This is a genomic window from Blautia pseudococcoides, from assembly GCF_001689125.2.
Classification (GTDB): Bacteria; Bacillota; Clostridia; order Lachnospirales; family Lachnospiraceae; genus Blautia; species Blautia pseudococcoides.
On sequence record NZ_CP015405.2, the window covers coordinates 2,410,515 to 2,435,884 of the forward strand.

Annotated in this window: 28 protein-coding genes, 1 pseudogene and 1 riboswitch; of the genes and pseudogenes, 5 read left to right on the forward strand and 24 right to left on the reverse strand. The window is 42.2% G+C overall.

Going from position 1 to position 25,370, the window contains the following annotated elements; all coding sequences use genetic code 11:
* Positions 1 to 37 precede the first annotated feature (37 nt).
* From A4V09_RS11515 to A4V09_RS24430, 9 genes are all read right to left on the reverse strand, one after another.
* Positions 38 to 484 (reverse strand): PaaI family thioesterase, encoded by a 447-nt coding sequence (locus A4V09_RS11515; RefSeq protein ID WP_065542478.1) that lies wholly within the window; start codon positions 482 to 484, stop codon positions 38 to 40.
* Positions 485 to 497: 13 nt separating this feature from the next.
* The gene (locus tag A4V09_RS11520; RefSeq protein WP_065542479.1) at positions 498 to 2,771 is read right to left on the reverse strand and encodes an ABC transporter permease; all 2,274 of its coding nucleotides are present in this window, start codon (positions 2,769 to 2,771) and stop codon (positions 498 to 500) included.
* The gene (locus A4V09_RS11525; protein ID WP_065542480.1) at positions 2,771 to 3,475 is read right to left on the reverse strand and encodes an ABC transporter ATP-binding protein; all 705 of its coding nucleotides are present in this window, start codon (positions 3,473 to 3,475) and stop codon (positions 2,771 to 2,773) included. Before A4V09_RS11525 ends, A4V09_RS11520 begins: the two co-directional genes overlap by 1 nt.
* A 111-nt stretch (positions 3,476 to 3,586) precedes the next feature.
* On the reverse strand, positions 3,587 to 4,573 hold the full coding sequence (locus tag A4V09_RS11530; protein WP_084043553.1) for a 3-oxoacyl-ACP synthase III family protein: 987 nt from the start codon (positions 4,571 to 4,573) through the stop codon (positions 3,587 to 3,589).
* Between the two features lie 12 nt (positions 4,574 to 4,585).
* Positions 4,586 to 5,566, reverse strand: a complete 981-nt coding sequence (locus A4V09_RS11535) for a 3-oxoacyl-ACP synthase III family protein (RefSeq protein ID WP_065542481.1) — start codon at positions 5,564 to 5,566, stop codon at positions 4,586 to 4,588.
* A gap of 920 nt (positions 5,567 to 6,486) precedes the next feature.
* Entirely contained in the window at positions 6,487 to 6,843 is a 357-nt protein-coding gene (locus A4V09_RS11540) for a hypothetical protein (protein WP_089280627.1), read from the reverse strand.
* A 114-nt stretch (positions 6,844 to 6,957) separates the two neighbouring features.
* Positions 6,958 to 7,194 (reverse strand): hypothetical protein, encoded by a 237-nt coding sequence (locus A4V09_RS11545; protein ID WP_065542483.1) that lies wholly within the window; start codon positions 7,192 to 7,194, stop codon positions 6,958 to 6,960.
* The gene (locus tag A4V09_RS11550; protein ID WP_157123496.1) at positions 7,194 to 7,445 is read right to left on the reverse strand and encodes a hypothetical protein; all 252 of its coding nucleotides are present in this window, start codon (positions 7,443 to 7,445) and stop codon (positions 7,194 to 7,196) included. Before A4V09_RS11550 ends, A4V09_RS11545 begins: the two co-directional genes overlap by 1 nt.
* Before the next feature lie 52 nt (positions 7,446 to 7,497).
* Entirely contained in the window at positions 7,498 to 7,647 is a 150-nt protein-coding gene (locus A4V09_RS24430) for a hypothetical protein (protein WP_157123497.1), read from the reverse strand.
* Positions 7,648 to 7,802: 155 nt separating this feature from the next.
* Here A4V09_RS24430 and A4V09_RS11555 point away from each other — a divergent pair, with 155 nt between their 5' ends.
* A complete protein-coding gene (locus A4V09_RS11555) occupies positions 7,803 to 7,982 on the forward strand; it encodes a hypothetical protein (RefSeq protein WP_065542485.1) in 180 nt (59 codons plus the stop codon).
* Positions 7,983 to 7,988: 6 nt separating this feature from the next.
* On the opposite strand, the gene A4V09_RS25765 is transcribed toward A4V09_RS11555, so the two are convergent.
* A complete protein-coding gene (locus A4V09_RS25765) occupies positions 7,989 to 8,117 on the reverse strand; it encodes a hypothetical protein (protein ID WP_274537202.1) in 129 nt (42 codons plus the stop codon).
* A 182-nt stretch (positions 8,118 to 8,299) separates the two neighbouring features.
* On the opposite strand from A4V09_RS25765, the gene A4V09_RS11560 reads away from it, so the two are divergent.
* From A4V09_RS11560 to A4V09_RS11570, 3 genes and pseudogenes are all read left to right on the forward strand, one after another.
* Positions 8,300 to 8,680 (forward strand): helix-turn-helix transcriptional regulator, encoded by a 381-nt coding sequence (locus A4V09_RS11560; RefSeq protein ID WP_065542486.1) that lies wholly within the window; start codon positions 8,300 to 8,302, stop codon positions 8,678 to 8,680.
* A gap of 299 nt (positions 8,681 to 8,979) precedes the next feature.
* Complete coding sequence (locus A4V09_RS11565) at positions 8,980 to 10,335, forward strand: recombinase family protein (RefSeq protein ID WP_084043554.1); 1,356 nt, start codon at positions 8,980 to 8,982, stop codon at positions 10,333 to 10,335.
* 21 nt (positions 10,336 to 10,356) lie between these two features.
* Positions 10,357 to 10,791: pseudogene (locus tag A4V09_RS11570) on the forward strand (ABC transporter substrate-binding protein); the annotation flags it as partial.
* Positions 10,792 to 11,253: 462 nt separating this feature from the next.
* Here A4V09_RS11570 and gnpA read toward each other — a convergent pair.
* Positions 11,254 to 13,422: a 1,3-beta-galactosyl-N-acetylhexosamine phosphorylase gene (gnpA, locus tag A4V09_RS11575; protein ID WP_065542488.1), complete on the reverse strand. Its 2,169-nt coding sequence runs from the start codon at positions 13,420 to 13,422 to the stop codon at positions 11,254 to 11,256.
* Positions 13,423 to 13,723: 301 nt separating this feature from the next.
* Positions 13,724 to 15,310: a Na+/H+ antiporter NhaC family protein gene (locus tag A4V09_RS11580; protein ID WP_408606834.1), complete on the reverse strand. Its 1,587-nt coding sequence runs from the start codon at positions 15,308 to 15,310 to the stop codon at positions 13,724 to 13,726.
* 161 nt (positions 15,311 to 15,471) lie between these two features.
* A riboswitch (Lysine riboswitch) is annotated at positions 15,472 to 15,641 on the reverse strand.
* 348 nt (positions 15,642 to 15,989) lie between these two features.
* Between A4V09_RS11580 and A4V09_RS11585 the strand changes: the two genes are divergently transcribed.
* On the forward strand, positions 15,990 to 16,586 hold the full coding sequence (locus A4V09_RS11585) for a cytidylate kinase-like family protein (RefSeq protein WP_065542489.1): 597 nt from the start codon (positions 15,990 to 15,992) through the stop codon (positions 16,584 to 16,586).
* A 43-nt stretch (positions 16,587 to 16,629) separates the two neighbouring features.
* Here A4V09_RS11585 and A4V09_RS11590 read toward each other — a convergent pair whose 3' ends face one another.
* The 12 genes from A4V09_RS11590 to A4V09_RS11640 form a co-directional block, all read right to left on the reverse strand.
* Positions 16,630 to 16,893, reverse strand: a complete 264-nt coding sequence (locus tag A4V09_RS11590; RefSeq protein ID WP_065542490.1) for a hypothetical protein — start codon at positions 16,891 to 16,893, stop codon at positions 16,630 to 16,632.
* Between the two features lie 15 nt (positions 16,894 to 16,908).
* Complete coding sequence (locus A4V09_RS11595) at positions 16,909 to 17,313, reverse strand: SHOCT-like domain-containing protein (protein ID WP_065542491.1); 405 nt, start codon at positions 17,311 to 17,313, stop codon at positions 16,909 to 16,911.
* A gap of 26 nt (positions 17,314 to 17,339) precedes the next feature.
* Complete coding sequence (locus A4V09_RS11600) at positions 17,340 to 17,696, reverse strand: DUF2089 domain-containing protein (protein ID WP_065542492.1); 357 nt, start codon at positions 17,694 to 17,696, stop codon at positions 17,340 to 17,342.
* Positions 17,697 to 17,842: 146 nt separating this feature from the next.
* Complete coding sequence (locus tag A4V09_RS11605; protein WP_065542493.1) at positions 17,843 to 18,094, reverse strand: hypothetical protein; 252 nt, start codon at positions 18,092 to 18,094, stop codon at positions 17,843 to 17,845.
* A 65-nt stretch (positions 18,095 to 18,159) separates the two neighbouring features.
* Positions 18,160 to 19,038, reverse strand: coding sequence for a helix-turn-helix domain-containing protein (locus A4V09_RS11610; protein WP_065542494.1), 879 nt, complete (start codon positions 19,036 to 19,038; stop codon positions 18,160 to 18,162).
* A gap of 5 nt (positions 19,039 to 19,043) precedes the next feature.
* Positions 19,044 to 19,247: a hypothetical protein gene (locus tag A4V09_RS24435; RefSeq protein ID WP_157123498.1), complete on the reverse strand. Its 204-nt coding sequence runs from the start codon at positions 19,245 to 19,247 to the stop codon at positions 19,044 to 19,046.
* Positions 19,211 to 19,645, reverse strand: a complete 435-nt coding sequence (locus A4V09_RS11615; RefSeq protein ID WP_065542495.1) for an RrF2 family transcriptional regulator — start codon at positions 19,643 to 19,645, stop codon at positions 19,211 to 19,213. Before A4V09_RS11615 ends, A4V09_RS24435 begins: the two co-directional genes overlap by 37 nt.
* A gap of 69 nt (positions 19,646 to 19,714) precedes the next feature.
* Entirely contained in the window at positions 19,715 to 21,022 is a 1,308-nt protein-coding gene (locus tag A4V09_RS11620) for an O-acetylhomoserine aminocarboxypropyltransferase/cysteine synthase family protein (protein ID WP_065542496.1), read from the reverse strand.
* Positions 21,023 to 21,103: 81 nt separating this feature from the next.
* A complete protein-coding gene (gene cysK / locus A4V09_RS11625; RefSeq protein WP_065542497.1) occupies positions 21,104 to 22,042 on the reverse strand; it encodes a cysteine synthase A in 939 nt (312 codons plus the stop codon).
* A gap of 120 nt (positions 22,043 to 22,162) precedes the next feature.
* Positions 22,163 to 23,917, reverse strand: a complete 1,755-nt coding sequence (locus tag A4V09_RS11630; protein ID WP_084043556.1) for a carbohydrate-binding domain-containing protein — start codon at positions 23,915 to 23,917, stop codon at positions 22,163 to 22,165.
* Between the two features lie 5 nt (positions 23,918 to 23,922).
* Positions 23,923 to 24,612, reverse strand: a complete 690-nt coding sequence (locus A4V09_RS11635; protein ID WP_065542498.1) for a DUF4956 domain-containing protein — start codon at positions 24,610 to 24,612, stop codon at positions 23,923 to 23,925.
* Positions 24,605 to 25,342 (reverse strand): polyphosphate polymerase domain-containing protein, encoded by a 738-nt coding sequence (locus tag A4V09_RS11640; protein WP_065542499.1) that lies wholly within the window; start codon positions 25,340 to 25,342, stop codon positions 24,605 to 24,607. The genes A4V09_RS11635 and A4V09_RS11640 overlap by 8 nt, the downstream gene beginning before the upstream one ends.
* Between the last annotated feature and the right edge of the window lie 28 nt (positions 25,343 to 25,370).

Consider the following 25,370-nt stretch of genomic DNA (forward strand, 5'->3'; position numbering starts at 1 on the left):
CTCATGTCTCCTGGATGTGTAAGGTATTCTTTTTTTCTCAATTCTTATTTACAATATAAAAAGTTGCCGTTGCCGTTGCAATTTTTTTAATCTCAGAATTATTAGTATTTTTCCTGATGTATGCCTTTGCTGAAAGGTTCACAATTGTCTTTCCAACTTTATCTGCATTAGCTTCCACATATAATTCTTCGTTAACAACTGCACTTGTTAAAAAATTTATATTTAAGTTTATCGTTGGTATTGCCGAGCTATTAGTTAAATAGCTCGTCAACAAACCACATACCAAATCTAATACAGTAGCAATCACTCCTCCATGTAATGTACTCATATGATTTAATTCCCATGGATAAATAATGAATTTTACTGTTATTTTATCTTCTTCCCATTTTACAATCTCCGGTTTCAGCATTTTATAGAGAGGTACATTGCTAAGTGCACTATTTTTTATAATTACATCTTTTTTTTTGCTATCATTATCTTCCATAAAATTTCTCCTTTTATTCTATACTTTTTAATGCGCTAACCATATCAATTTTTTTAATATTGTTTGCTAATAATAAATTTACGAGTAAGGAAACTAAAATTGTTCCAGTAAAGCATATAAGAATTGAACTACCAAAAACTTTAGGAGTCATGTCTAAATTATCGCCCAATGTATTAGTCATATAACTTAAAACCAGAAAGCCTATTGGTATTCCAAGTATTGCACCAATTAGAGTTAACCATATATTTTGTGAAACCATCAGTGAACGGATTCGCTTACTTTTAAATCCTAGCACTTTCAAAGTGGCAAATTCTCTAAATCTTTCTGTATAGTATAATATACCCAAGTTATACAAAACAATAATACCTAAAAGTACTGCAAAAACAATTAAAAGTAAAACTATCATTTTCATTGTGTCAAGCATTGAATTAAATGCATCAATAAATTCGTCCTTTGATTTTATTGTATCGACTACTGAATCATTTACTTCACTACTACTTATTTTTTTATCAATAAGCATAGCATTGGGTTTAAAACGTTCAAGTTGTTGATACGCATCAGTGGACATACAAATGCCTTGACCTATTGGCATTTCATAAAAAGCTTTCACCTCAGCATTGTACCAGTGCTTATCACCAATTATTCTCCATTTGATTTTTTCTCCCTTTTCTATTCCAAGTAATTTTGACATTTTATAACTTATAGCAACACCTGTATCTGGAAGTTTTTTCAACATTCCCTCATCATTTTCATAGTTAATGCATTTTCCGCCAGAATCAACAGTAAGAAGTCCATTTTTTTTATTTTCACCATATTGCATCTCAATATTTTCTTCTTGTATAAGTTGACCAGCTAGTGTTGCATTATATTCTTCTATTTCGTTTATATCAGCATCCTCTTTAAATATTACTTTATTCTGAAATTTAAAAAGTTCATTATACATTCTATCACCGACATTATTAATAGTGTCGTTCATACCAAATGCACAAAGCAACAAGGCCATACACCCTAAACATCCTATTATTGCCATTAAAGTTCTAATTTTATTTCTGCAAATATCCCTTACATTCCACTGAAAATTAAACCCCATTTTATTCCATATTTTTGTATTTTCAATGATATTATGTTTTCCTGTTTTTGGTGGGAGCGTTCGTAGCGTTTCTGCCGGTACATCTTTCAGTTCTTTACGACATGCGAAATAGTTTGTCGCAGTACAAAGTAGAACGATTAATGCCACCATTATAAAGTTAAAAGTTGGTATTTTCACATCCCATGATGGCAATGTATAAATTGGTTTCTGTATTTCAAACAGTATTTTGGGGATAACACTCTGTCCAATTAAAATACCAATACATCCTCCAATTAAACTAATAAAGAATCCATAAGAAACATAATGTCTTAATATTCTACCCTTTTTAAATCCTAATGACATCAAGGTTCCTATTTGTATTCTTTGGCTTTTAGTTAACCTCGTCATCGTAGTAAGTATTGATAATACTGCAATAGCCAAAAAAATCACAGGAAATATATTCCCTAATGCTTTGTGTTGTTGAATTTCATTATTTAATGCTGTCACACTTGGATAAGTATTTCTATCAATAACAGTGCTAAAGTTGCCACTAATATTTTTTTTAACCTTTTCAACGCTCTTTTCATCGGCTGATATTAAAATTTCAGTATATGTATTAATTCCCAAATTTTCAATTATTGAATATGGTAGATATGCATATCCAAATTTTTGATGATCAGGAATCATTTCTGAATCATCTTTAACATTATACACGTATTCAGGGCTTAAAATTAAACCTCTAACCTTTTCTGTTATTTCTAATCCCCGAACAGAAATTGTTATTTTAGTTCCTACTGATATTTTATTTGCTGAAGCATACTGGTAGTCAATCCAAATTCCTTCCTTTGAATTTGAAAATTTATCACCTTCTTGTGTAAGAACATCTGAAATCTTTCCATCTGTAACAAAATTCAACTGTAATTCTGTGGAATTGCCAGTTGTTTTTTCACTCCCATTGATTACAAAACGACCTTCTGCGTACTCTACCCCTTTGATTGCTTTAATCTTTTCTATATCGTTTTCACCTAAAGCTTCATCATAAATCCATATATCAGCTAGATTAGTCTTCTCATAATATGCATCTGCTTGATTTTTCATTGTAAACCATTCACAATTTAGACCTGCATAAATAAGTGCACCTAAAACAGCCATAATAAATATAGCTAAAAACTGCACTTTATTTTTCCATACATCCCTCATCATTTTCTTTATTAGCATTACCAAATCATCCTTTCTATTGGCATTGGATTTTCATTAATTATTATATTTTCTACTTTCCCGTTCTTAACTTTGATCACTTTATCTGCGACATCTGCATAAGCAGCATTATGTGTCACTATCACTACTGTATGCCCTTTTTCTCTACAAACCTTATGAAGTAAGGTTAAAATCACAACACCAGTTTCACTATCAAGAGCTCCTGTTGGTTCATCACATAATAATAACTGCGGATTTTTACACAATGCTCTGGCTATAGCGACTCTTTGCTGTTCACCACCAGACAATTGACTTGGAAATTTATTAATATGTGATTCCAAATTAACCATGCTTAATACAGTCTTTGCATCCATACTATTTTTTGCCACTTCACTAACAAGGGCAACATTTTCATATGCTGTTAGGGCACCTATTAAATTATAGAATTGGAATACAAACCCGACAAATTCTCCTCTATATTCTGAAAGTTGGTCATCATTATAACCTTCTATATTTTTTCCAGAAATGCGAATTGAGCCACTGGTTAAATAATCCATTCCACCTAATAAATTTAAAATGGTACTTTTTCCTGCTCCAGAAGGTCCTAAAACAACTACAAATTCTCCTTTATCAATTGAAAAAGTGGCATGGTCTACGGCACGTACACAGTTTGGGCCTTTTCCATATTCTTTTGTTACGTTTTCAAATTCAATTAATTTTGACATAACATTTCCCTCCAAAGTTATTTTTTATACTAAGCTCCCTTAACCTCTAACCCACATTCGCCAATATAACTGGCAAATCCGGATAGTTGTTGTCCTTGAAAATATCGCCCCCTAAAATTTATAAAGTGCTGATCCATAAGACAAACCTGCTCCAAAAGCAACCCAAACTACAAGATCTCCCTTTTTAAAAACATTGGAATCCATTAATTCAGAGAATAATATAGGAACCGATGCACTTGCCGTATTACCGTATCTTTGAATATTTATTGCTGTTTTTTCCAGCGGAAGATTCAACGCGTTCATGCAATGCTTTATCATTCTCTCATTTGATTGATGAGATATTACAAAATCAATATCATTCAAACTGTATCCAGACTCTTCTAAAACCCTGTTTACACATAATGGAAAAATTTTTGTTGCAAATTTCCAAACAGCAGTCGCATTCATTTTTAAACAGCAATCTCTCCGCATTATGCTGTCAAAACTAATTGGATTTTTTACACCGCCAGCCAAATTAGTTATAACATCATTTCCGCTTCCATCTGACCCAATATAAAATCCCTGAAATCCCTCACTAGTTTCGGTATATTCAAGAATAACTGCACCTGCTCCATCACCAAAGTACGGATATGTAGATCGATCATATTTGTCTAGCGCTATAGATAAAATTTCTGTGCCTATGACTAAAACCCTTTTATACATTCCACTTACTATATAAGAGTCTGCAATTCTCATAGCAAAAATAAAGCCACTACATCCTGCTGTAATATCATGAACAGAGCAAGACTTAATACCTAATGCAGCTTTTATCAGCGATCCGGTACTCGCCCCGAAATTATCTGGACATCCTACTGAAACAACAATTGCCTCAACACTATCAGCCTCAATATTTGCTTTTTCTAAACACTGTTTGGCTGCTTTTATACCCAAACTTGAAGCATTTTCCTTACCATTGGCAAATCGACGCTCACGAACTCCTATTTTTGTTTCAATCCATTCTTCTGAAGAATTAATAGTTTTTAATATTTCTTTATTCGTTACTATATCTAATGGCAATGCCCTACCACTAGATATGATTTTAGATTTTATTTTTTTCATTTTATCACCTCATCACTTGTTCCAAATCCAATTTGTAATCCCATAACTTCCGCCAGTGCCATAAGAAATTAGCGATATCCTCTCTTTCTTTTTAAGTAACAAATTTTCGTGTGCATTAAGTAAACCCCAAAACGTAGTTGCAGTCCCAATGTCCCCTATTTTATTTATGTAAGATATCGCTTTCTCAATTGGCACCTCATATTTCTCGAAGATTTGCTTAACTATACTTGTTTTTGTTAATTGTATAAAATATTTATCTACGTTTCCTGCACAACCAGAACTAAAAATGTGATTTAATACTTCGTTTGCTAAACGTTCTAACTTTCTATACTCAATTTTCCAATATGCATCGTCTTGAACAAATTTTTTCTCTCCAATAACATTAAAATATTCAGAAGAACCTCCTACCGGTAAAATTTTAGCCGTATAATACTTTTCAAAGGCGCCAAACTCCCCACCATCAAAAATTGCAATCCCATCTTCACTTGACTTTAACAAAATTGCTACTGCCCCATCACCATATAAGAAAGAATCATATGTATCAGCATAATTTATATATTTAGAATTAATATCTGCAGCTATGATTAATATTTTTTTATATACTTCTGCCTTAATCATACATATTGAATTTTGAAGTGCATACATTCCTCCCGCTTCTCCTGCTCTAACATCATAAGCGGGTATATCCCCTAATTCTAATTGATTGGCAATTACAGGTGCTGTAGCAATCCCTCTTACATCTGGTGTCATTGTTGCCAATATTACGCATCCTATATCGTCGATGCCAATTTTTCCTAGGCATCGTTTGGCAGCCTTTACAGCTATATCTGCAAGCGATTCATTATTATTAGCGATATGTCTCAAAGTAATATCATATGCACTATCCACAGACTGCTCATTATATACAGCTTGTAGATAATCATTTGATAAAGTTTTTTCAGGTAAATATCCTCCTATAGACTCAATAACCACTTTTTTTTCTTGTGTATTCATGTTTCCCTCCTCTGTTTATTATATAACTATTTTAAATATATAGTCATATAAAACCAAAAAAATATAATAGCAGTATATATCAACCTAAAAACAAATGTGTGGATTGTCCGTAATTTGTTGATTTTTGTCTTATATAAGTATTCCTAACTCCTACATATTTATCCAACACTTCTGTTATATTGTGAAAATTATCTTTCATACCTAGCTCAATAGTTATGCATATGGCAACAGGTTAATTATGTCTGTAATATTACTTTTAAGTAAACCCTTGAACTGATAGTATATAAATCATTTCAAGGTACTACGTGAAACATGTCTAACTTTTACTCCCAAAGAATCAAATCTCTCAACAGGTGTAATCTTTCGATAAATTCTTTTTTATTTTTTAGAATCCTTATAAATGAGAAAAAAGTCAAAACACAATTCGTTCTGACTTTTTATTATTCAATTACATGCCGCCCTGTTTTCCTAATCCATCTTTGTCAACGATACAAACAACTTTTTGTCATATAGCTATAAAATCAACCGTTCTATCCCGCAAAGCTGACCAACATTGGACACCAAATGTAAGATGTTATCTTTTTACTTTCTTTATTTTATCATATTTTCATCTCTATAATTAAATCTTCAAATTTATTATTTAATAACTCATCCAAAGTTCTCCAAAAACGGTTAACCCAATATCTTTCCTTTATAAGGAAAAATCCTTCTATTCGCAATCTGTTGATTATATATTGAAGATATTGCTTTTCACCGTTGCTTACATTAATCCTTTTATCCGCATAATAACCTTTTTCACAATTTTATCCGGTTGCTCGAAATGCTGATAGTGCCCTCCGCTCATTTTGATTATCTCTCATGACCCATCTTTGCCAATCGTATCCTTATGCAACTGCTACCAGGCAGGCATCATTTTACAGTTATCTTCCGATAGAAATTCCAATACCGGCACTGTTCCACAGGCGGGGAATATTCCCTGTTTCAACGGATGGAATACCTCTTCTTTTTTTCACTGTTTCCCTGTGTTCCTCCTGCTTCTGTTCCGCTTTGATCCCATCTTCTGGCTCAAACTTATATTCAGCGATCGTTTTCGGGAATCTATCCCTCGTAAAGACTGATATGTAAGTATCCTGATTCGGCAGTATCCGTGCCTGATAGACCATTTCATCGTCCATGTACTGCTCTATATCCCAGTACCCATTATTTGCCGCTAATATCTCTTCCGGTTTAAAACCATATATCTTTGACAAGACACTTTCTTTTTTGTCTTTTTCCATCGGTACGCTCGTCATAAATATTTGATATAATGACGATTATCCTTGACCAAACGCCTGCCATCATTTAAAATGATGTTGTCTATGCATGGGCCTGGCAGTGTTTATCTGTCGGGTTCATTTTATGTCCGCCTTTTCTGCTTTGATATACCGCATGAGCCGTTCCTGGTCCTCTTTCTCCTCCTGCAGAAGCTCCTGGTTGACCCTCAGCACCTCGTCCCAGCTCTCTGGTTCCACCTCGCCCCATTTACATTCTTCACAGTAATGCTCGTATGCCTTTTTCAGGCTGTCCGGTTCTTCTGTGAACTGCTCTATATCGTGGTCATAGTTATAAACGTAGTATCTCCGCGGCATCAGGAAATCTGTGGTGATACAGTAAGCTCTGTCATACCAGGTATTGGCAAACTGCTCTTCATCGCTGCCGTTCCTCTGCCAGCCGTCAGATCTGCGCCAAAAGACTGTATCAGCTCTCTTGCATTATGCAGGCCGGCACGCAGTTCCATCCGTGTCAGACTGCTGTACTGCTTGTCTGTCAATTCCGGAATAATATCTTTTCTGGCACTTTTTGTAACCTGATCCCGTTCTATTTCTTCGATTTTCGTCATACCTTCTACTCCTTTCGCCTCATTAGGGCTTGTCCTTTCTATCTGACCGCCATCAGGCGGTTTCATCCCTTTTAGCGACCTCTTCTGGTGTTAATTTCCTGTATTCATATGTACACCCATCCTGGTCCTCCAGCAGTTCCACAAGTATCTGGATGATCCTTTCTTCTCTTTCAGCACTGCTCATATTTTCCATAGACTTCATACACTTCACCTTCCTTGTATATGGTATGCATAACAGGTTGTCTGGGTTCTAATTAATTTCCTGATAATGACTATATTGCTTTCTGTATTTTCTGTTACGGAACATTTTATTCGATGCCATAATGTGCGGAATTCAGCAGATTAAGGCAGGGCGATATGTTCCTTGAACTTGAACAAAATGATTTGATTGCGCGTGCCGCTATGCTATTAGGAGAGAAAGATCCAGTATTTGAATCATTTGTCGATACATATAGTAGACTAAGCCCCAATAATAGAAAAATCCTTATGAACTTCTTAGTTGAATTTTCTGCTTCATTAGCAGAAAAAAAAGAATAGCCGAAGCTATTCCTTTTTTTCTGGCCCTCTATCTGGATAGTTTTTAACAAATGAATAAACAGCTTTAAGCCATTCAACGGTATGTTTTTCGTTTAAAATTTTAGTTATCGGTTTTCGGTAATTTTGATGTTCCATATGTACGCATCCTTCTATATGGCGAACTCCTGAAATTTCTAGTGTGGATTGAATCAATTGCCCTTTTGTTAACTATGTCATTATTATAATCAATATTGTTAATTTTGTCAATATATTTGTTGACTTTGCAAATTTCTTATGATATTCTTAAATTGTGCTCAAATAATGGAGGTGACCCATCAATGGAAATTCGGGATAGAATTGCAGAAGTTAGAGCAGCTGTTGACAAAAATCAAGAGGAATTTGGTAATATCTTAGGAGTGACTAAATCTACCATTTCTTTGCTGGAAACAAAAAAAAGAGAACCTTCGGAACGATTAATTCGTGACATATGCAGAGAATTTGCCATAAATGAAGAATGGCTACGAAATGGAACCGGTGATATGTTTGTTAAATTTACCCCTATGGAAAAAGCATACAATCGTTTCGGGTATATAATGGAAAATTCTTCTTTGTCAAAAAAAGCTGCTCTTGCAGTACTGCTTGAATTACTGTATACAGTGCCCGATGACAAGTGGGATAAAATAATGGATCAATATAATGAGGCTTTAAGAGAAGGCTAAATGGCCTTCCCTAATATTCCACGAATTAATTGTATAAACTTTGAAATTTGTTTATCATCAAGTTCATCAATTAATTTGTGTAAAGCTTTTCTTTTTTCTTCATTACTCATAAATGCGCCCCCTTCATTACGGAGAACTCCTGTTCTTTTTTATAATATACAACACATTTGTTACGCATTCAAGAACGTATGTTCTTATTAAGAATTTTGTAATGGAACTTTATCATAATAAGTGCGGATTCCCCCCTCTCTATAGATAGATGGAGAAATTGCCTAAATAAATAGATAGGAGCTGATATCATGAAAAAAATACGATGTGCATTATATGATCGTGTATCTCATGATCTGCAGGCTAAATACGGTCTGTCGCTTGTAACCCAGATGGAAGATCTGCGGCACTATGCTGTAGACCATGGTTATGAAATTGTGGGAACATATTCCGATGAAGGAATTACAGCCCGGAAGAAGTTGCAGAACCGCAAAGAATTTATGCGGTTGTTGAATGATGTGCAACAAGATAAGATTGATCTCATTCTTGTAACCAAGTTAGACCGTTGGTTTAGGAATGTTAAAGACTATCACAATACACAGGCTATACTGGAGGCCCATCACTGCAATTGGCGGACAGTTTGTGAGGATTATGATACCTCAACTGCCGATGGCCAACTCAAAATTAATATCATGCTGGCCGTGGCTCAAAACGAGTGTGATCGCACTAGTGAACGAATTAAGGTTGTCTTCTCACATAAAAAACGTCAGGGTCAACACGTGACCGGCGCAGCTCCCTATGGTTATATCCTGGGCGAAGATAAAAAACTACATAAAGATCCTGATCGTGAGCATATCGTAAATGAGATATTTAAATACTACTTTTCCTGTTTCTCAAAACGACAGACCGTGTTTTATATCCTGGGAAAATACAGAAATGATGAAAAGCTTACAGAATATAAAATTAACCGTATTCTATCCCATGAAGCTTATGCTGGCATTTATGATGGCATTGAAGGATATCACCCTGCATATATAACCCCAGAGCAATACAGTCAAATCCACAAAATTTCTGCAGCCAAAAGTTACCCGCATACTCGCGAACCCTATTTGTTTAGCAGCTTGATAAAATGCCCTCATTGCGGCACCCGGCTGACCGGATTTGTTAAAAAACAAAAATTGGGGAATGGTGATATTAGCTATTATAAAAGATATCGGTGCAGCAAGAAATATGATTACCACAACTCTCCCTGCATCACGGAGTCTGTTGTGGAAGAATACATGCTTACCAATCTTACGCATCAGTTGGAAATAAATATCTTCAACCTGCAGCAACAAAAAGCCTTAGAAAAGAAAACAAAAAATCAGACCTCAAAACTCAAATCAGAAATGGATCGTCTGAACCTCCTGTACCAAAAAGGGCGCATTGATGAATCATACTATGAACAAGAATACGATAAACTTGAAAAAGAACTGAAAAAAGAGCAGGCCGTTACCGTCCCCATTGAAAAATATCTGGAGATCCAGAAATCTATTTCTGGAGACTGGCAGAAATTATATGAAAAATTAGATGTAGAGCATCGTAAAGCATTTTGGAAACGTACCATCAAAGAAATATATGTGGAACCTGAAACCCATAAAATCTGTGGGTTTGAATTTTTAGTATAGAGGTGTAGTAACTTATAAAAATCTGTTGAGTTTGAACCAAGCGCCACCGCCCTTGAAAAAGAAGGGGCCGGTTATGTTGTGGCCTCCTGCGGCGTTGATTCCGGTTATGTTCCTTACACAGCCTACAGTGCCAAAAAAAGTTTTATAGAGAAAAATCCGGAAATCATTCAGGGCTTTGTCAATGCCATGCAAAAAGGTATGGACTATGTGAACTCCCACACAGCCCAGGAGATTGCCAAGATCATAAAACCCCAGTTCAAGGAAAACGACTTAGATACCATCACAACCATTGTAAAACGTTATAAAGACCAGGATACCTGGAAAGATAACCTTGTCTTTGAAAAAGACAGTTTTGAACTTCTCCAGGATATTCTGGACAGTGCAGGTGAATTGAAAGCCCGAGTGGATTACTCTAAACTTGTGGTTACCGATTACGCAGAGAACGCAAAAAAATAAGGTGTGTCAGTTTTAATCTGATACCACAACTCACGCAAACCTATTTTTCCTGGTAAAACATGGAGCTTATCACAAACTTTTTATACTAACCCCTTGTAATATCGTTTTTAATCTGATATCATATATAATATATCACTTCTTATACCTGAAACACATAAAAAGTGATGTAAAATCCTTTGAACTTCTTGCTGTAAAAAGCAGTTGTCCTGTCAGCATCTTCACTGACAGAACAGCTGCTTTTTCGCTATGATGATATGATAGAGATTCCGCTGCTCTGCGCAAAGCAGTTTTTTTGCGCCAACGACTGTTTCTGTGTTCTTTGGATCTGTTATGATAAAGGTACGACTGGTGGCAGATGTCTTTAAGACTATTTCCCGTAAATTAAAAAGTGATCAATGAAAAGAAGCGTTCCTGTCAGCAGCTTCATAGACAGGAACACTTCTTTTTTGCTTCCACTTTTAATTAAATTTCATACCAGATAATCTCATTGGCTTCCAGATGCAGTTCAAAGCTGCTTCCATCCCCTTTATATACCACTGTATCCTGGGGCTCATAAGTATTGTTGACCACACAGTATTTTCCATTTTTCACATATGCATGGACTTCTACGTTATAATTCGATGAGAACCATTTATGCAGGTTTTCCTCATCGTGGGATGACCAGAGGATGGCTCTGTAGAGAAGCCTGCTGTTCTCAAAGCTGTAAGGAAGGCCGCTGATATATACACTTCTTCCATCTCCGAAATCATTGGCAGCAAGCTGTACTTCCTTATCTACCTGCTTGATGATCGTAGTTTCCGGAAGGGCAAAAATACTCTTCTGGCCCTCGCCAAAGTCTACCTCCCCTGTACAGTCTTCTGTGATAAAGTGTTTATGTTCTTCCCAGTTGTATTTATCCACATTCAGAGTGAATCCGTTCTCTTTCTCCACTCCCATAACCCCGGAGAGCTGGAAGTAACGTCCCTCTCTCTGGCAGGCTGTAGGTTCACCCACACCGATGAATCCGCCGCCTTCATATACAAAACGTTTCACTGCTGTGAGAATTTTCTCATCCGCCCAGTTCCCGCCTCCTGAATATGCAGTGTAAGCACCGCCCACATTGAGAATAACGTCAATATCTTTTAAGATATCCGGATTCTCTCTGATGTCATCAAAACTGATAAATTTCACATCAAAGGGCGCACCGCTCAGAGCCTCAATAATACCCGCATAAGAATAATTCTGTTTGTAGTAAATGGCATGGTGTACCATATGATTGCCCCAAGCACGCATTTTGCCCCAGCTGTTCAGCACAGCTACACGTTTTACACAATACGGTGTGGTTCCCTTGATATTGTTATACAGGGTCCTGAATTCCCGGCAAACGCTCTCCACATAGTCAATAAAATCCGGGAACTGCATAGCCAGCTTCAGATATCCGCCGTAGCCGATACGGTCGATCGGCTTTCTCAAAATAGCTCTTCTGGCTGTTACCCAGTTCACCTTTGCCTCTTTCACCGGGTCACCGCCCTCGTGGAATGTATCCGGGAAGAAGTAGGGAAGAAAACGTCCCTCTGTATAATTCACACCTTCAATATCACTGATCAGGCGCAGGGTGGAACCATTTCCCACACTTCCCACAACAGCGTCCAGACCTATGGATTTGAATTCATCCATAAATGGCTCAGTTCCAATCCAGTGGTCACCTAAGAACATCATGGCTTCCTTGCCGCACTCATGTGTGATATCCACCATCTCTTTCGCCAGCTTGGCAACCTCGCGTCTCTGGAATCTCTGGAAATCCTGGAATTCCTTTGACGGAATGCGGTAGGTATTGTTCATATAACCCTGGTCAATAATGTATTCCGGACGGAATTTATACCCCGCCTCAGCCTCAAACAGTTCCAGAATGTATGGACTTATGGACGCGGAATATCCGTACCAGTCCACATATTTTTCTCTTGCCAGTTCATCGAAGATCAGAGTGAACTGGTGGAAAAAAGTTGTATAACGTATCACATCAATGTGAGGATTGTCCTGTATGTATTTGCGCAGCCTCTCCATGGAAAATTTGCGGGTCTTCGGCTGGCGGACATCAAAAGTGATCTGCTTTTCCACGTCTTTCCAGTCATTGGTCACTGCATTATACATATGTACCGGGTCCCACATAATATAGGCCAGAAAACTGACCGTATAATCATGGAATGCTTTGGCATCATGGATGGTCACATTCCCTGTCTCGTCACTGTACTCCCACTGTTCAGTGGAAACCACTTCACCGGTTGTACGGTCAATCACTTCCCACCAACGGGTGATATCATCCCTGGAATTAACCTTGAGCATGTCCGGATACAAATGGTTCATCAGATGAATGGACAGCTCACTTTCAGCCGCATTATAGAAAGGTGTCATGATATACATCTGCTGAATCTCATCCGGGTTTGCTTTTGCCCATGTATTGTCTTTTCTGGTTGTATAATAAGTGGAGTAAACCTTAGCATCCACATGGCGCAGCTCCTCAGGATAGTCTGTTCCGTCACAGTCACGGATAGCGTCTGCGCCCCACCGTTTCACAAGCTCCATTGTCTCCGGAACCACATCCACATCTGTAGGAATTGTAACCCGCCCCTTCATTTCCGCTCTTTCACTCATAAGAATCTCCTTTCATCCGGTAAAATATTTCAACTTTTTTCTCCTTTGCAGACTACTGCCGCTCTCTGCCGGAACTTTCGTTTTACTATCTATAGCATACGCAAATTTTCCTCATAAGTCTATCTTCTTCTTGCTAACAATATTAGATATATTGCTTTTTTTAAATTCATTCCAACAATATAGATGAGGTATCAGTCTGTTCCATACCCCCGGAAGCGTTTTCCGCACAGCCCAAAAACTGGCACAAAAAAGGTGTGCAGCACCTAGACGAAGGGTCTGCACACCTGTCTCTGCCCAATCCTTAGGAAAGAGGCCTGTTCTGTATTTTTATTACAACCAGCACCAGCAGCATAAGAAGAATCGCTATAGGAAGCGCAATCCATGCAGTCTGCACAAATCCTGCAATAATGTAGGAAACAAAGCTGACCGCTGCCACTGTGACCGCATAAGGAAGCTGCGTGGAAACATGGTTTACATGGTCACACTGGGCTCCCGCTGACGCCATAATTGTAGTATCTGATATGGGAGAGCAGTGATCACCACATACAGCCCCTGCCATACAGGCAGATATGGAAATAATCATAAGCTGCGGATTGGTGTTGGAAAATGCGGAAACCACAATGGGGATCAGGATACCAAAGGTTCCCCATGAAGTTCCGGTGGCAAATGCCAGACCGCATCCGACTAAAAAGATAATAGCAGGAAGCAGGTTTATAAATCCGCTTGCTCCTGATTTCACCAGGACTTCCACATACTCTGCTGCACCCAGGCTGTCCGTCATGGCTTTCAGTGTCCAGGCAAAGGTCAGGATGAGGATGGCAGGAACCATGGCTTTAAATCCCTCCGGTATACATGCCATACAATCCCTGAAAGAGAGAACCCGGCGGGCAATATACAGAACCACTGTGATCACCAGACCAAAAAAGCTGCCCATCGCAAGGCCTACGGATGCATCACTCTGGGAGAATGCCTCAACAAACCCAGCCCCGTCAAAAAATCCGCCTGTATAGATCATGCCGATGATACAGCACACTACCAGACACAAAATAGGGATGACAAGGTCAATCACTTTCCCCTTCATGTTCTCTCTCTGTGTCTCTGCACTGGCATAAGGGCGGCCCGGAGTGGTATATAGATCACCCTGCATTGCATTCTTCTCATGCACTGCCATGGAGCCGAACTCCACCTTCATCAGTACCATTCCCACCATCATGACAATGGTAAGAAGGGCATAAAAATTATAAGGAATGGCCCGCACAAAAAGGGAAAGCCCATCTTCTCCCTCTACAAATCCACTGACTGCAGCCGCCCATGAAGAAATAGGCGCTATAATACAGACCGGAGCTGCCGTGGCATCAATAAGATAGGCCAGCTTTGCCCTGGAAACCTGCTGCTTATCCGTCACCGGACGCATAACACTGCCCACGGTGAGACAGTTGAAATAGTCGTCAATAAAAATCAGCACACCCAGCAGGATTGTGGCAAGCTGCGCTCCCACACGGCTCTTAATATGCCCGCCTGCCCAGCGCCCAAAAGCTGCGGAACCTCCTGCATTGTTCATGAGACACACCATAATGCCCAGAATGACCAGGAATACAAGGATCCCTACATTGTTGCCACTGGAAAGCACGCTGATTATGCCTCCCTGAAAAATCTGTGTTACAGTTCCCTCAAAGGAAAAGTTGGAGTAAAATAAAGCCCCCACTAAAATTCCAATAAACAAAGAACTATAAACTTCCTTTGTGATCAGTGCCAGCGCGATCGCCACAACCGGCGGCACAAGGGCCCAGAAGGTCGCGTACATTTTGGGTTCATATGCCGTCTCGCCCTCCCCGGCAAATACTGTGACTGCACACAGCAGCACCATAAGCGCTGCGGACACCCACATGCCCCATCTTCTTTTCCTGCTTCCCATAGAAACATCCTCTCTTTCTTTTCCCGGTTTCTGCCCTGTACTACAGTGCTTTCTATTATTACAGACAATAAAAAGCCATGAACGGCAATCCCTTACGGGAACGCGTTCATGGCAGCAAAATTTCTTTCTCTGTCCAAGATGATAGCGCTCCACTTCCAGTGACAGTACGACGCATCTTATGCGGCGTCCCAGAAACAGACACCCGGGCAGGTGTCCATCCCTTCGGCAGCTTCCCCTTTCTTTCCGGCGGCCGCCCGGCCTTTTCTGCGGAAATACTCTTGAAACCTGCACCTCTATCATTCTGCCGTTCCTGACACATTGTCAGAAACCGTTTTTTATTTCTATGTTATCATAACATTATCCTGTCAGAAATCCAAGTATTTTTGACACATTTCTTTCTAAAATTCATTTCATCTATTATGATCCGCTAATTTCTACCCTTTAGGGGTGTTCCCGCCTTTGAGGTGCAAAATACGATGCATTGCATTTCGGCGCTGACTGACTCAGGTTTTAGCTGTATAATGGGCTGAATTACCGCTTTTAATTTTCTATATATATAGAATATTTTCAGATAATATGGTATAATAGTTGTAAGAATAATAGACAACGGACACCCGTCGTTACCCACAGTTTTATACAAGGAGGGATAGATATGACTAACCGCATCATTACGATCAACCGAATGTATGGCAGCAATGGAAGACTGATCGGAAAAGCACTTGCAGAAAGACTTGATATTCCGTTTTATGACAAAGAGCTCATCACCCTGGCAAGCCAGGAAAATGATATTCCCCTGGAGGAACTGAAAAAAGTAGATGAAACGCGGGCAAACCAATGGCATCTTCCGGTAAAAGACGCCATGCAGATGGAACCCCAGTATCATTTTCAGCCCATGAACGACGTGCTCTTTGGGTCCCAGTCTAAAATCATTCATGACCTGGCAGAAAAGGGAGACTGTATTCTTGCAGGACGCTGTGCTGATCAGATCCTGGAGAATAAATGCAAAAGTATTTTCATTTTTGCCCCCTTTGAGTACAGGGTAATAAACATTATGGAACGTATCGGCAGAGAAGAGCGAAGCGCCCGCTCTCTGGTCAAAAAAATGGATAAAAGAAGACGTTCCTACTATGAATACTTCACAGATGCCAAATGGCTGGATATGACCCATTATGACCTCTGTTTAGACAGCAGCAAATTTTCCCAGAAGCACATCCTGGATATGCTGGAGGCTCTTTACAGAGACATGTAAATGACCAGATCAAGTACTAGGGACATCAATGGATGTCCCTTTTTCAAAGCCTGACAGAAACATAAGTTCCGTCCTGCGCTGTGACGTTTATGATCTCCAGGCCTTTATACTGCCGTAGAACCTGATAGCATTCACGGCAGGCCTGACGGAGAAATTTTTTGTTGATATCTTTTCCGTAAGGAGCAGGCAGAGCATTCTGCATTTCCCGAACAGCACACTCCGGGATGCAGGCTATGGCAAATCCCGCAAGCCGCAGTGGTACCGGAATGAAAAGTCGTACATCCTTGGAGCGTATAATGATCCTCATCTTCTCTCCCCTTGCTTAACCGATGTAAATTTTTACAACATCACCAGCTTTAGACACTACATTCACAATATCACCGATTGCTTCCGCATCCAGACAGTCCACAACGGTATCCAGAACCTCCGTGAGTTCAATACCCTGCATATTTTCACTGACAACAGGAAGTTTTCCTGTGACTTTGAGGATCTGTCGGATGGCTGTCACCGGAAGCTGCACGTTGACTTTGTCCCCCTCACTGCTGTCGACCACAATGCGTACCATTCTTTTGTCATAGTCCATATTGACCGGTTCGGTTTTTGCCACTTCATAGGAAGCTGCCCCCACCTCCTTTTGTGGTGTCAGAGCTGCCAGAAGCTCTGATGCCTGCTCTGCTGTAATTTTGCCTTCCTCTAACATTTTTAAAATTCTTAACTGTTCTTCCATGATATTCTCCTTTTATTTTGATATTTTTATTTCATTTGCTCCAGAGCTTCCTCCGGGGTGATTTCTCCGCGCTCCAGGGCATCCAGTATTTCCTTTTTCTTATTGTCCGGAGCCGGAGCCGATTTGTATCCCAGCTTCTCTATCACCTCGTCCAGACGGGAACGGACTGTGGGATAAGAGATTTTCAGTTCTTTTTCTACTTCTTTGATGTTGCCGCGGCAGCGGATAAATGTTTCGGTGAAGAAAAGCTCCTGTTCGGACAGGTAGTCAAATTTGTTCAGGCGGAAATCATTTTCAATAACTGTATCACACTTGTCACATTTTAATTTGATCACTTTGAGCTGACCGCCGCAGACCGGGCACTGACTGATTACTTTATACATTTGTTTTCCTCCTTATGGTTTATATAATATACCTACACTTCGTATATGTCAACATAAATATTCATATTTTTAATACATATATTAATTATCTTAATTATATCATTAAATATATTCATTTTAAACATTCATTCCTTTTATAAATCACCTCATGTATTCTCTATCCGTCCTTTCACTCCCATCAACAGAGCTATTAACTCTAATGTACCGGCTCTTCCAGCACGCCCCCTGCTGCCGCCAAAGGTGATATTTCCCACTCCCGGTTTTACCTCCTGTAATCTCACATCCGAAAAAATACCAAAGACCGTATTCTGCCTGAGTTTTTTCCACACAAAAATCCAGAGAACCCGCTCTTCTGGAAACCAGAAAGAACGGATTCTCTGGAGTGCTGTATACTTCACGTATCACCTGGGTACAGCGAAACGTGAAACATCAGTATGAAATACTTAACAGGGGCAGCGGCTCATCAGATTTCTTTCACCGGCAGCAGTTCAATATATCCCCTGTGACCTACCGGTTCAAGCTGTATGCGGGGATTTTCCTTATCCCAGCAGCAGCCGATCACTTCCGGATCGTATTTTTCAATTGCCTGCTGCACTTCCGTGATCGCCTGGCAGTACCCTTCCTCCTCGAAGGGTTCTCCGCGAAACATCAGGTATTTTGCTGCCGGAAGATCTATACATTCAAATCCCTCCGGCACCGGCTCCTGGAAATCTGCTGCCACTTCCACACCCTGCACATATGTCGATGTGCCCGAAGTGCGGTATGCTTCCGGAAGCCAGAGACATACAGGTTCGCCGCTGATGGATTTTATACTGGTGAGGATCCCCCACACATCACACCCTACTTCCCCGCAATACTGAAAATAATCCTCCGCATTCTTACCTCTTTTTATGATCACTTTTCTTGCTGGTCGCTCTGTCATCTGAACAAATACACTTTTTACACTTTCCATATCTTCCGGCTCCTTTCGCAGGTTTCTGTATTTTACGCCGTAGGGGATAAACAGAAGCAGAGGCCCCGGATTCGCCGTGTACTCTCTGGGATTACAGCCAAACTCCCGAAAAAAAGCACGCTGATACCCATCTACACTGCCGAATCCCATATCCAGTGCCACATCCAGAATCCTGCATTTCTCATCCCGCAGGCGCAAGGCGGACCGGGAAAGGCGCAGGCGGCGGATGTAATCTGCCGGAGTGAGATTGGTATACTCCTTAAACAGGCGGTATGAATACCAGGGAGAATACAGGGACACTTCCGAAAGCTTCGCCAGCGTCATACTTTCACTTAAATGTTGTTCGATGTAATCCTGCATTCTCTGGACAGCCAGAATCTGCTCCGTCATTTCTGTCACCTCCCTACACTTGTTATCATACCGGAACTTCTAATATTACTCTCGACCTTTTTTGCCAACCCAAAACGGTTGTCTCTCCTTCCAAAAGGATTTTGATCATAATCTGCTGAATGGTTCAAATACCGGCAGGCCGCAGCAGCTTTCTTTTGTATCACAATTTTTCTTATATTATATAATTCAGGGAGCACTGCTTCTGCCATTCTACCAAATCTGCCAGTGTGTATTTGTCCACCACACTTTTTATGGCATTGTCCAGCTCCTTCCAGAGAACAAGCGTGGGGCAGGCTTCTGCACGGGTACATTCGTTGGTCTCCCCTTCCAGGCATTCCACTGGTGCCAGGCTGCCCTCTGTCAAACGGAGAATAGAACCAACGGAATACTCCTCCGGCTTTTTGGACAAGCGGTAACCGCCCTGGGGCCCGCGGATGCTTTTCACATAACCGGCGCGGGCAAGGATAGACACGATCTGCTCCAGGTATTTTGTGGAGATTTCCTGTCTTGACGCAATTTCTTTTACTCTCACCGGACCGCCCTCATCGTGTATGGCTATATCCAGCATCATACGCAGTGCATAACGTCCTTTTGTTGATATTTTCATGAGTTACCTCCAGATATCCCTTTCTTTCCGAAGGCAGATGCTGTCATCCCCGCTTCCCCCCTGTACCTGTCAGGATATGGCACGAAATGCCTCCTCCAAATCCTGAAGGATGTCATCAATGTTCTCCGTACCTATGGACAGGCGGACAGTATTTGGACGGATTCCCTGCTCTGTAAGTTCTGCTTCGGTGAGCTGGGCATGGGTGGTGGAAGCCGGGTGAATGACCAGGGATTTCACATCAGCCACATTTGCCAGCAAAGAGAAAAGTTCCAGGTTGTCGATAAATTCTTTTGTCTTCCCGGCATCTCCTTTTACCTCAAATGTAAAGATAGAACCGCCCCCATTGGGGAAATACTTTTTATACAATCTCTGCTGTTCGGGATCTTCGCTGACAGACGGATGATGAACTTCCTCCACCAGCGGATGTTTCTGTAAATATTCTACCACTTTCAGCGTATTCTGTACATGGCGTTCTACCCGCAGAGACAGAGTTTCCAGTCCCTGAAGGAAGAAAAATGCATGGAAGGGAGAAAGCGTAGCACCTGTGTCGCGCAGCAAAATGGCTCTGATCTTCGTCACAAAGGCAGCCGGACCAGCGGCTTTTGTAAAGCTTACCCCGTGGTAGCTGGGATTGGGTTCCACAAGGGAGGAGAATTTTCCAGATGCCTCCCAGTCAAATTTTCCGCTGTCTATGATCACACCGCCCAGAGCCGTACCATGACCGCCGATAAACTTTGTGGCGGAATGTACCACAATATCCGCCCCGTATGCAATGGGGCGCACCAGGAAAGGCGTGGCAAACGTGTTGTCAACCACCAAAGGAATTTTATGGGCATGAGCGATCTGCGCAACAGCCTCAATATCCACCGCCTCAGAACGGGGATTTCCAAGTGTCTCAATAAAAATAGCTTTCGTGTTCTCCCGAATGGCGCCCTCCACTTCTTCCTTATTAAATATATCCACAAATGTGGTTTCAATCCCATAGTCCGGCAGAGTATGTTCCAGCAGGTTATAAGACCCCCCGTAAATATTTTTTGCGGAGACGATGTGGTCCCCCTGTTTTGCCAGATTCTGGAAGGTATAGGAGATAGCCGCAGCTCCTGACGCAACAGCCAGTGCTGCCACGCCGCCCTCCAGTGCCGCAATTCTCTGTTCAAATACATCCTGAGTGGGATTTGTCAGCCTTCCGTAAATATTCCCCGCATTTGACAGGTCAAAACGTGCTGCCGCATGTGCACAGTCATCAAACACATAGGAGGAGGAAGCATATATAGGTACTGCCCTTGCACCTGTTGCCGAATCCGGAGCCTCCTGGCCCACATGAAGCTGTAAAGTCTCGAATTTAAAATTTCTGTCTTTTCTCTCTGTTTTTTTCATAGTTGTCACCCTCACCTTTTTTGATATTTTTATAACGCCCTTCAAGCTTTGGCTCAAAAAGCTGTTTTTTGTTCCGGAATTTTAATTTTGGAATAATGGCGTGGAATAATATCTGTCTCCGCTGTCCGGAAGAAGCACAACGATATTTTTCCCTGCATACTCTTTTCTCTTAGCCAGTTCCATAGCTGCATACATGGCCGCACCGGAGGAGATTCCTACCAGAATGCCTTCTTTTTTTGCGATTTTCTTTGCGGTTTCTATGGCTGCATCATTTTCCACCTGCATGATCTCATCGTATATCTCTGTGTTCAGCACCGTTGGGATAAAACCTGCCCCGATGCCCTGGATCTTGTGAGGACCCGGCCTGCCGCCTGAGAGGACCGGTGAATCTGTCGGCTCTACCGCCACCACTTTAACAGCCGGATTTTTCGATTTCAGATATTCTCCGGTACCTGTGATGGTTCCGCCTGTGCCAACCCCTGAAACAAAGACATCCACGGTGCCCTCCGTATCGTTCCAAATTTCAGGTCCTGTGGTCTTTCTGTGCATTTCCGGATTGGAGGCATTTTCAAACTGGCCCGGAATGAAGCTGCCGGGAATTTCGCGGCTAAGTTCCTCCGCTCTTGCTATGGCTCCATTCATGCCCTTGCCTCCCTCCGTCAGCACCAGCTCCGCACCGTAGGCTTTCAGTATATTCCTGCGCTCCACGCTCATAGTCTCCGGCATTGTAAGGATCAGGCGGTATCCCCTGGCTGCTGCCATGGATGCAAGGCCTATGCCTGTGTTGCCGGACGTTGGTTCTATCAGCACCGTACCCGGACCGATCAGCCCGGCCTCCTCCGCAGTATCCAGCATATTTTTCGCAATCCTGTCTTTCACACTTCCCGCCGGATTCAGATATTCCAGCTTTGCCAGAACTGACGCGTTCAGCCCCTCCTCCTTTTCCATGTTCTGCATTTCCATCAGGGGAGTACCTCCAACCAGCTCTGCTGCGCTTCTATAAATATGATCTCTGCTCATCATTTTCTCCTTTCATATATTTCCCATCGAATTAATAGGAATTATAACTGTATCTGTCCCTTCTGTCAAGAAAAAAATCCCAGATTGCCTGATTTTTTTCAGATACAATCTGGGATCTTGCTAAATTTCACCCGGCGGTTCCATTCCTTCCGGCATCTCTCCGTCCGGTGGTTCCATTCCCTCCGGCATCTCTCCATCCGCATGACCCGGCTTTTGGCCATTCTTCATATTTCCTTTCATGCCGCCGCCCATTCGTCCCATACCTTCTGCTGTGCCATTGGACGTGACTATGGATTCCAGGGTCAGCTCCTTACTCTCGTTTCCGATAGTAAGGGTATACGTCTCCCCCTCATTCATTTCCGGACAGCTGATCAGCACAGAGGAATAATTTTTCTCAGGCGCCCAGTTTAACAGCTCATTGCCGTCTGCATCTATTAAGATAACCGCAGACTGTGCCTCCTGGGATTCTGTGAGATTTTGCAGAATAGAACACTGGGTGGAGGAATCACTGAATCCCTGTGCCATACCGGAACTTCCCACAGCTATGATGGTTCCGCCTGTGATATCCGCGCCACCGTTATAGTCAAGAGCACCATCACCGCCGGACACAGGGCCGTTTACATATACGGTTCCTCCTGACAGAAAGAGACTGCCGTTAGAATCAAGGCCATCCCCCTCAGCGTCCACTTCCAGAGTTCCCCCTGTGATCTTAATGTAGGCCTCCGTATCATTGTCCATGCTTCCGTCCCCGCTTCCGCCGGGCACATCTGCCTCCTCCTCTTCCGTCTTCGCCTTTGCCGCATTTACCCCGTCATCACTGGCCGTCAGACTGGTTTCACCGCCATTTACCACCACTCTGCGGCCTTCCAGTCCTTCATAGCAGGAGTTTACAGCAATCACTCCATCGTTCACCACAACATCCAGATCCGCATGAAAGGCATCATCCCCTGAGTCCACCGTAAAACTGCCGCCGTCTATGACAATACTGCCGCCGGTGTGCAGGGCATCATCTTCTGTATTAAGAACAAAGGTGCCCCCTGCAATATAGATATTGCCTTTTTCCGTCTCCTCTGTATTTTCCGCTTTCATTCCCTTGCCCTGGGATGTGAGGCTGAATGTGCCGTCCCATACTTTTATACAGTCTTTTCCGGTCATGCAGTGTTCCGCGGCATTGACTGTGATCTCTCCGCCTGTGATGACCAGATCATTTTTTGATACAATGCCATGTTTATAAGAGGCGGTCACTTTCAAAGCCCCGCTGCCGTTTACAGTAAGATCATCCTTGGAAAAGACTACCCCGTCTACCGTGTTGTCATCTGTCTGTGTATATGTATTTCCTCCGCTCAGACTGTTCTGACTTCCCTCTGCCAGCGTGAGAAACACTTTGTCCGCGTTTTTCACATAAATAGCAGCGCTTGTCTCACAGCGGATCTCCGCTCCGTCAAGAACAATCTGTACTTTGTCACTGTCCCCTGCATCTACCACGATCTGCCCGTCACCGAGTTCCCCGGTAATACGGTAGACACCTTCCCCGTTAATGGTGATCGTGCTTCCGGAGACCTCTGCACTGCCGCTCTCCGACTGAATGGTATCTCCATTCAGGGTTATATCATCCGCCTCATCCGCCGCATAAGTACCCTCTCGGTCGCGTTCGGTAAATTCCGTATCAACCTCTGATCCTGTCAGCTCCAGATTCCGGTCCACACCTTCCGTGCTGCCGCTTCCCCCCATCATACCGGCTCTGCCACCGGGCGCCGTATCGGATACCGTTTTATCAGCCTCCCGGCTGTCTGCCTGTTCACTTCCGCATCCCCAAAGGGTACCCGCCGACAGTAGAATACACAGAAGCACTGCTGCTGTTTTTTTATTATACATCTGTCTCACAGCTCCTCTCTGACAATCGCAGCCCTGCTGCTTAATATCTCCAGGTTTCCATTTCGGCAGCGAATGGCATCTATCAGCCTCTTTTCATCTTTCTGCTCTTTCAGCACAACCTGGTACTCCAGACGGAACAGGCTGCCCATATTGGTTGTTTTTACCTGGATCAGTTCCCATCTCTTCAAATATTTTTCAAAAATCTCATCAAACACCTCCGTGTAATCCAGGGATTCCGGAATCGTAATGCGCAGCGCTCTCTCCTGCGTATGTTTCTCCCCAAACCTGCTGACTGTAAAAATGGTGTTGACTGCACCGATCACCACCACAAAAAGTGCCGCAATACCAATATATCCCATGCCCGTAGCCAGCCCCACAGCCATAGCAAGGAAAATACTGCTGATCTCTTTGGCCGTTCCGGGCACAGAGCGGAACCTGACCAGGGAAAATGCCCCCATCACTGCCACACCGGTGCCCAGATTCCCATTCACCAGCATGATCACCATCTGCACAATGGCAGGCATCAGCACCAGAGTTACAACAAATCCCTTTGTATATGTATTGCGGTACATATAAATCACTGCGGCCGCGAGCCCCAGAACCAGGGAGGCTGCTGTACATGCCAGAAAAGTCCCCAGGGAAAATGTGGCTGCTGTTTCGTTCACCAAAATTGACTGAAACCAGGTATTAAGCACAATATTTCCCTCCTTCCCGTTTTCCTTCCCTTGTATGCCGGGCATTTTGAAGCTGGTAGGCCTTTCCGTACTTGGAAAACGATATGGGATAAATGTGAAGCTGGTCCAGAAGTTCCGACAGCCATACAGGCATGGCACCTGGAATTTTTATTTCCATAAGCCGCTGCCCCTCCTCCAATATCTGCCGGCCCCATGGGCCCTTTCTCAAATCCAGTTCCCGGCTCCGGAACCGGATATCCCAGTCAAATGTCACTCTGAGTTCCGGCTCCTGCATATCATAGGCAGCCACCCTGTCGTAAGCGATGTACATGGCCGGCCTGATATCTTTATAATACTGTAAAAACCAATCAATTTCCCGCAGAACCTGTGTCTCTACCCCCGGCATCTCACGGCGCAGAAGATATCCCTCAGCCTCGGTCAGCACCATACGCTCCCGCCGCTTGTATACAATACCCTCATATTTCTTTTTCAGTTCCAGAAAGACAGGCCCGTCCTTTTTCGGTGTTCCATAACTGCGAAGCCGGAACTTTTCCTTATAGACCGGCTTGTCCAGGGATGCACGGATGAGCCGGGCATCCGGTGTATCAAAATAAATATTGCATATGGTGGTTGTCCCATATTGATCCGGGATAAGCCTCCCGCTTGTCCTTTTTACAAATTCTTTATATTGACTGTCGTCCAGCAGGTATTTCTTCTCGTAACGCTTAAATGTCATCTGATAACTGCCCATGATGTTCCTCCTCGGTTTACTTATTTTT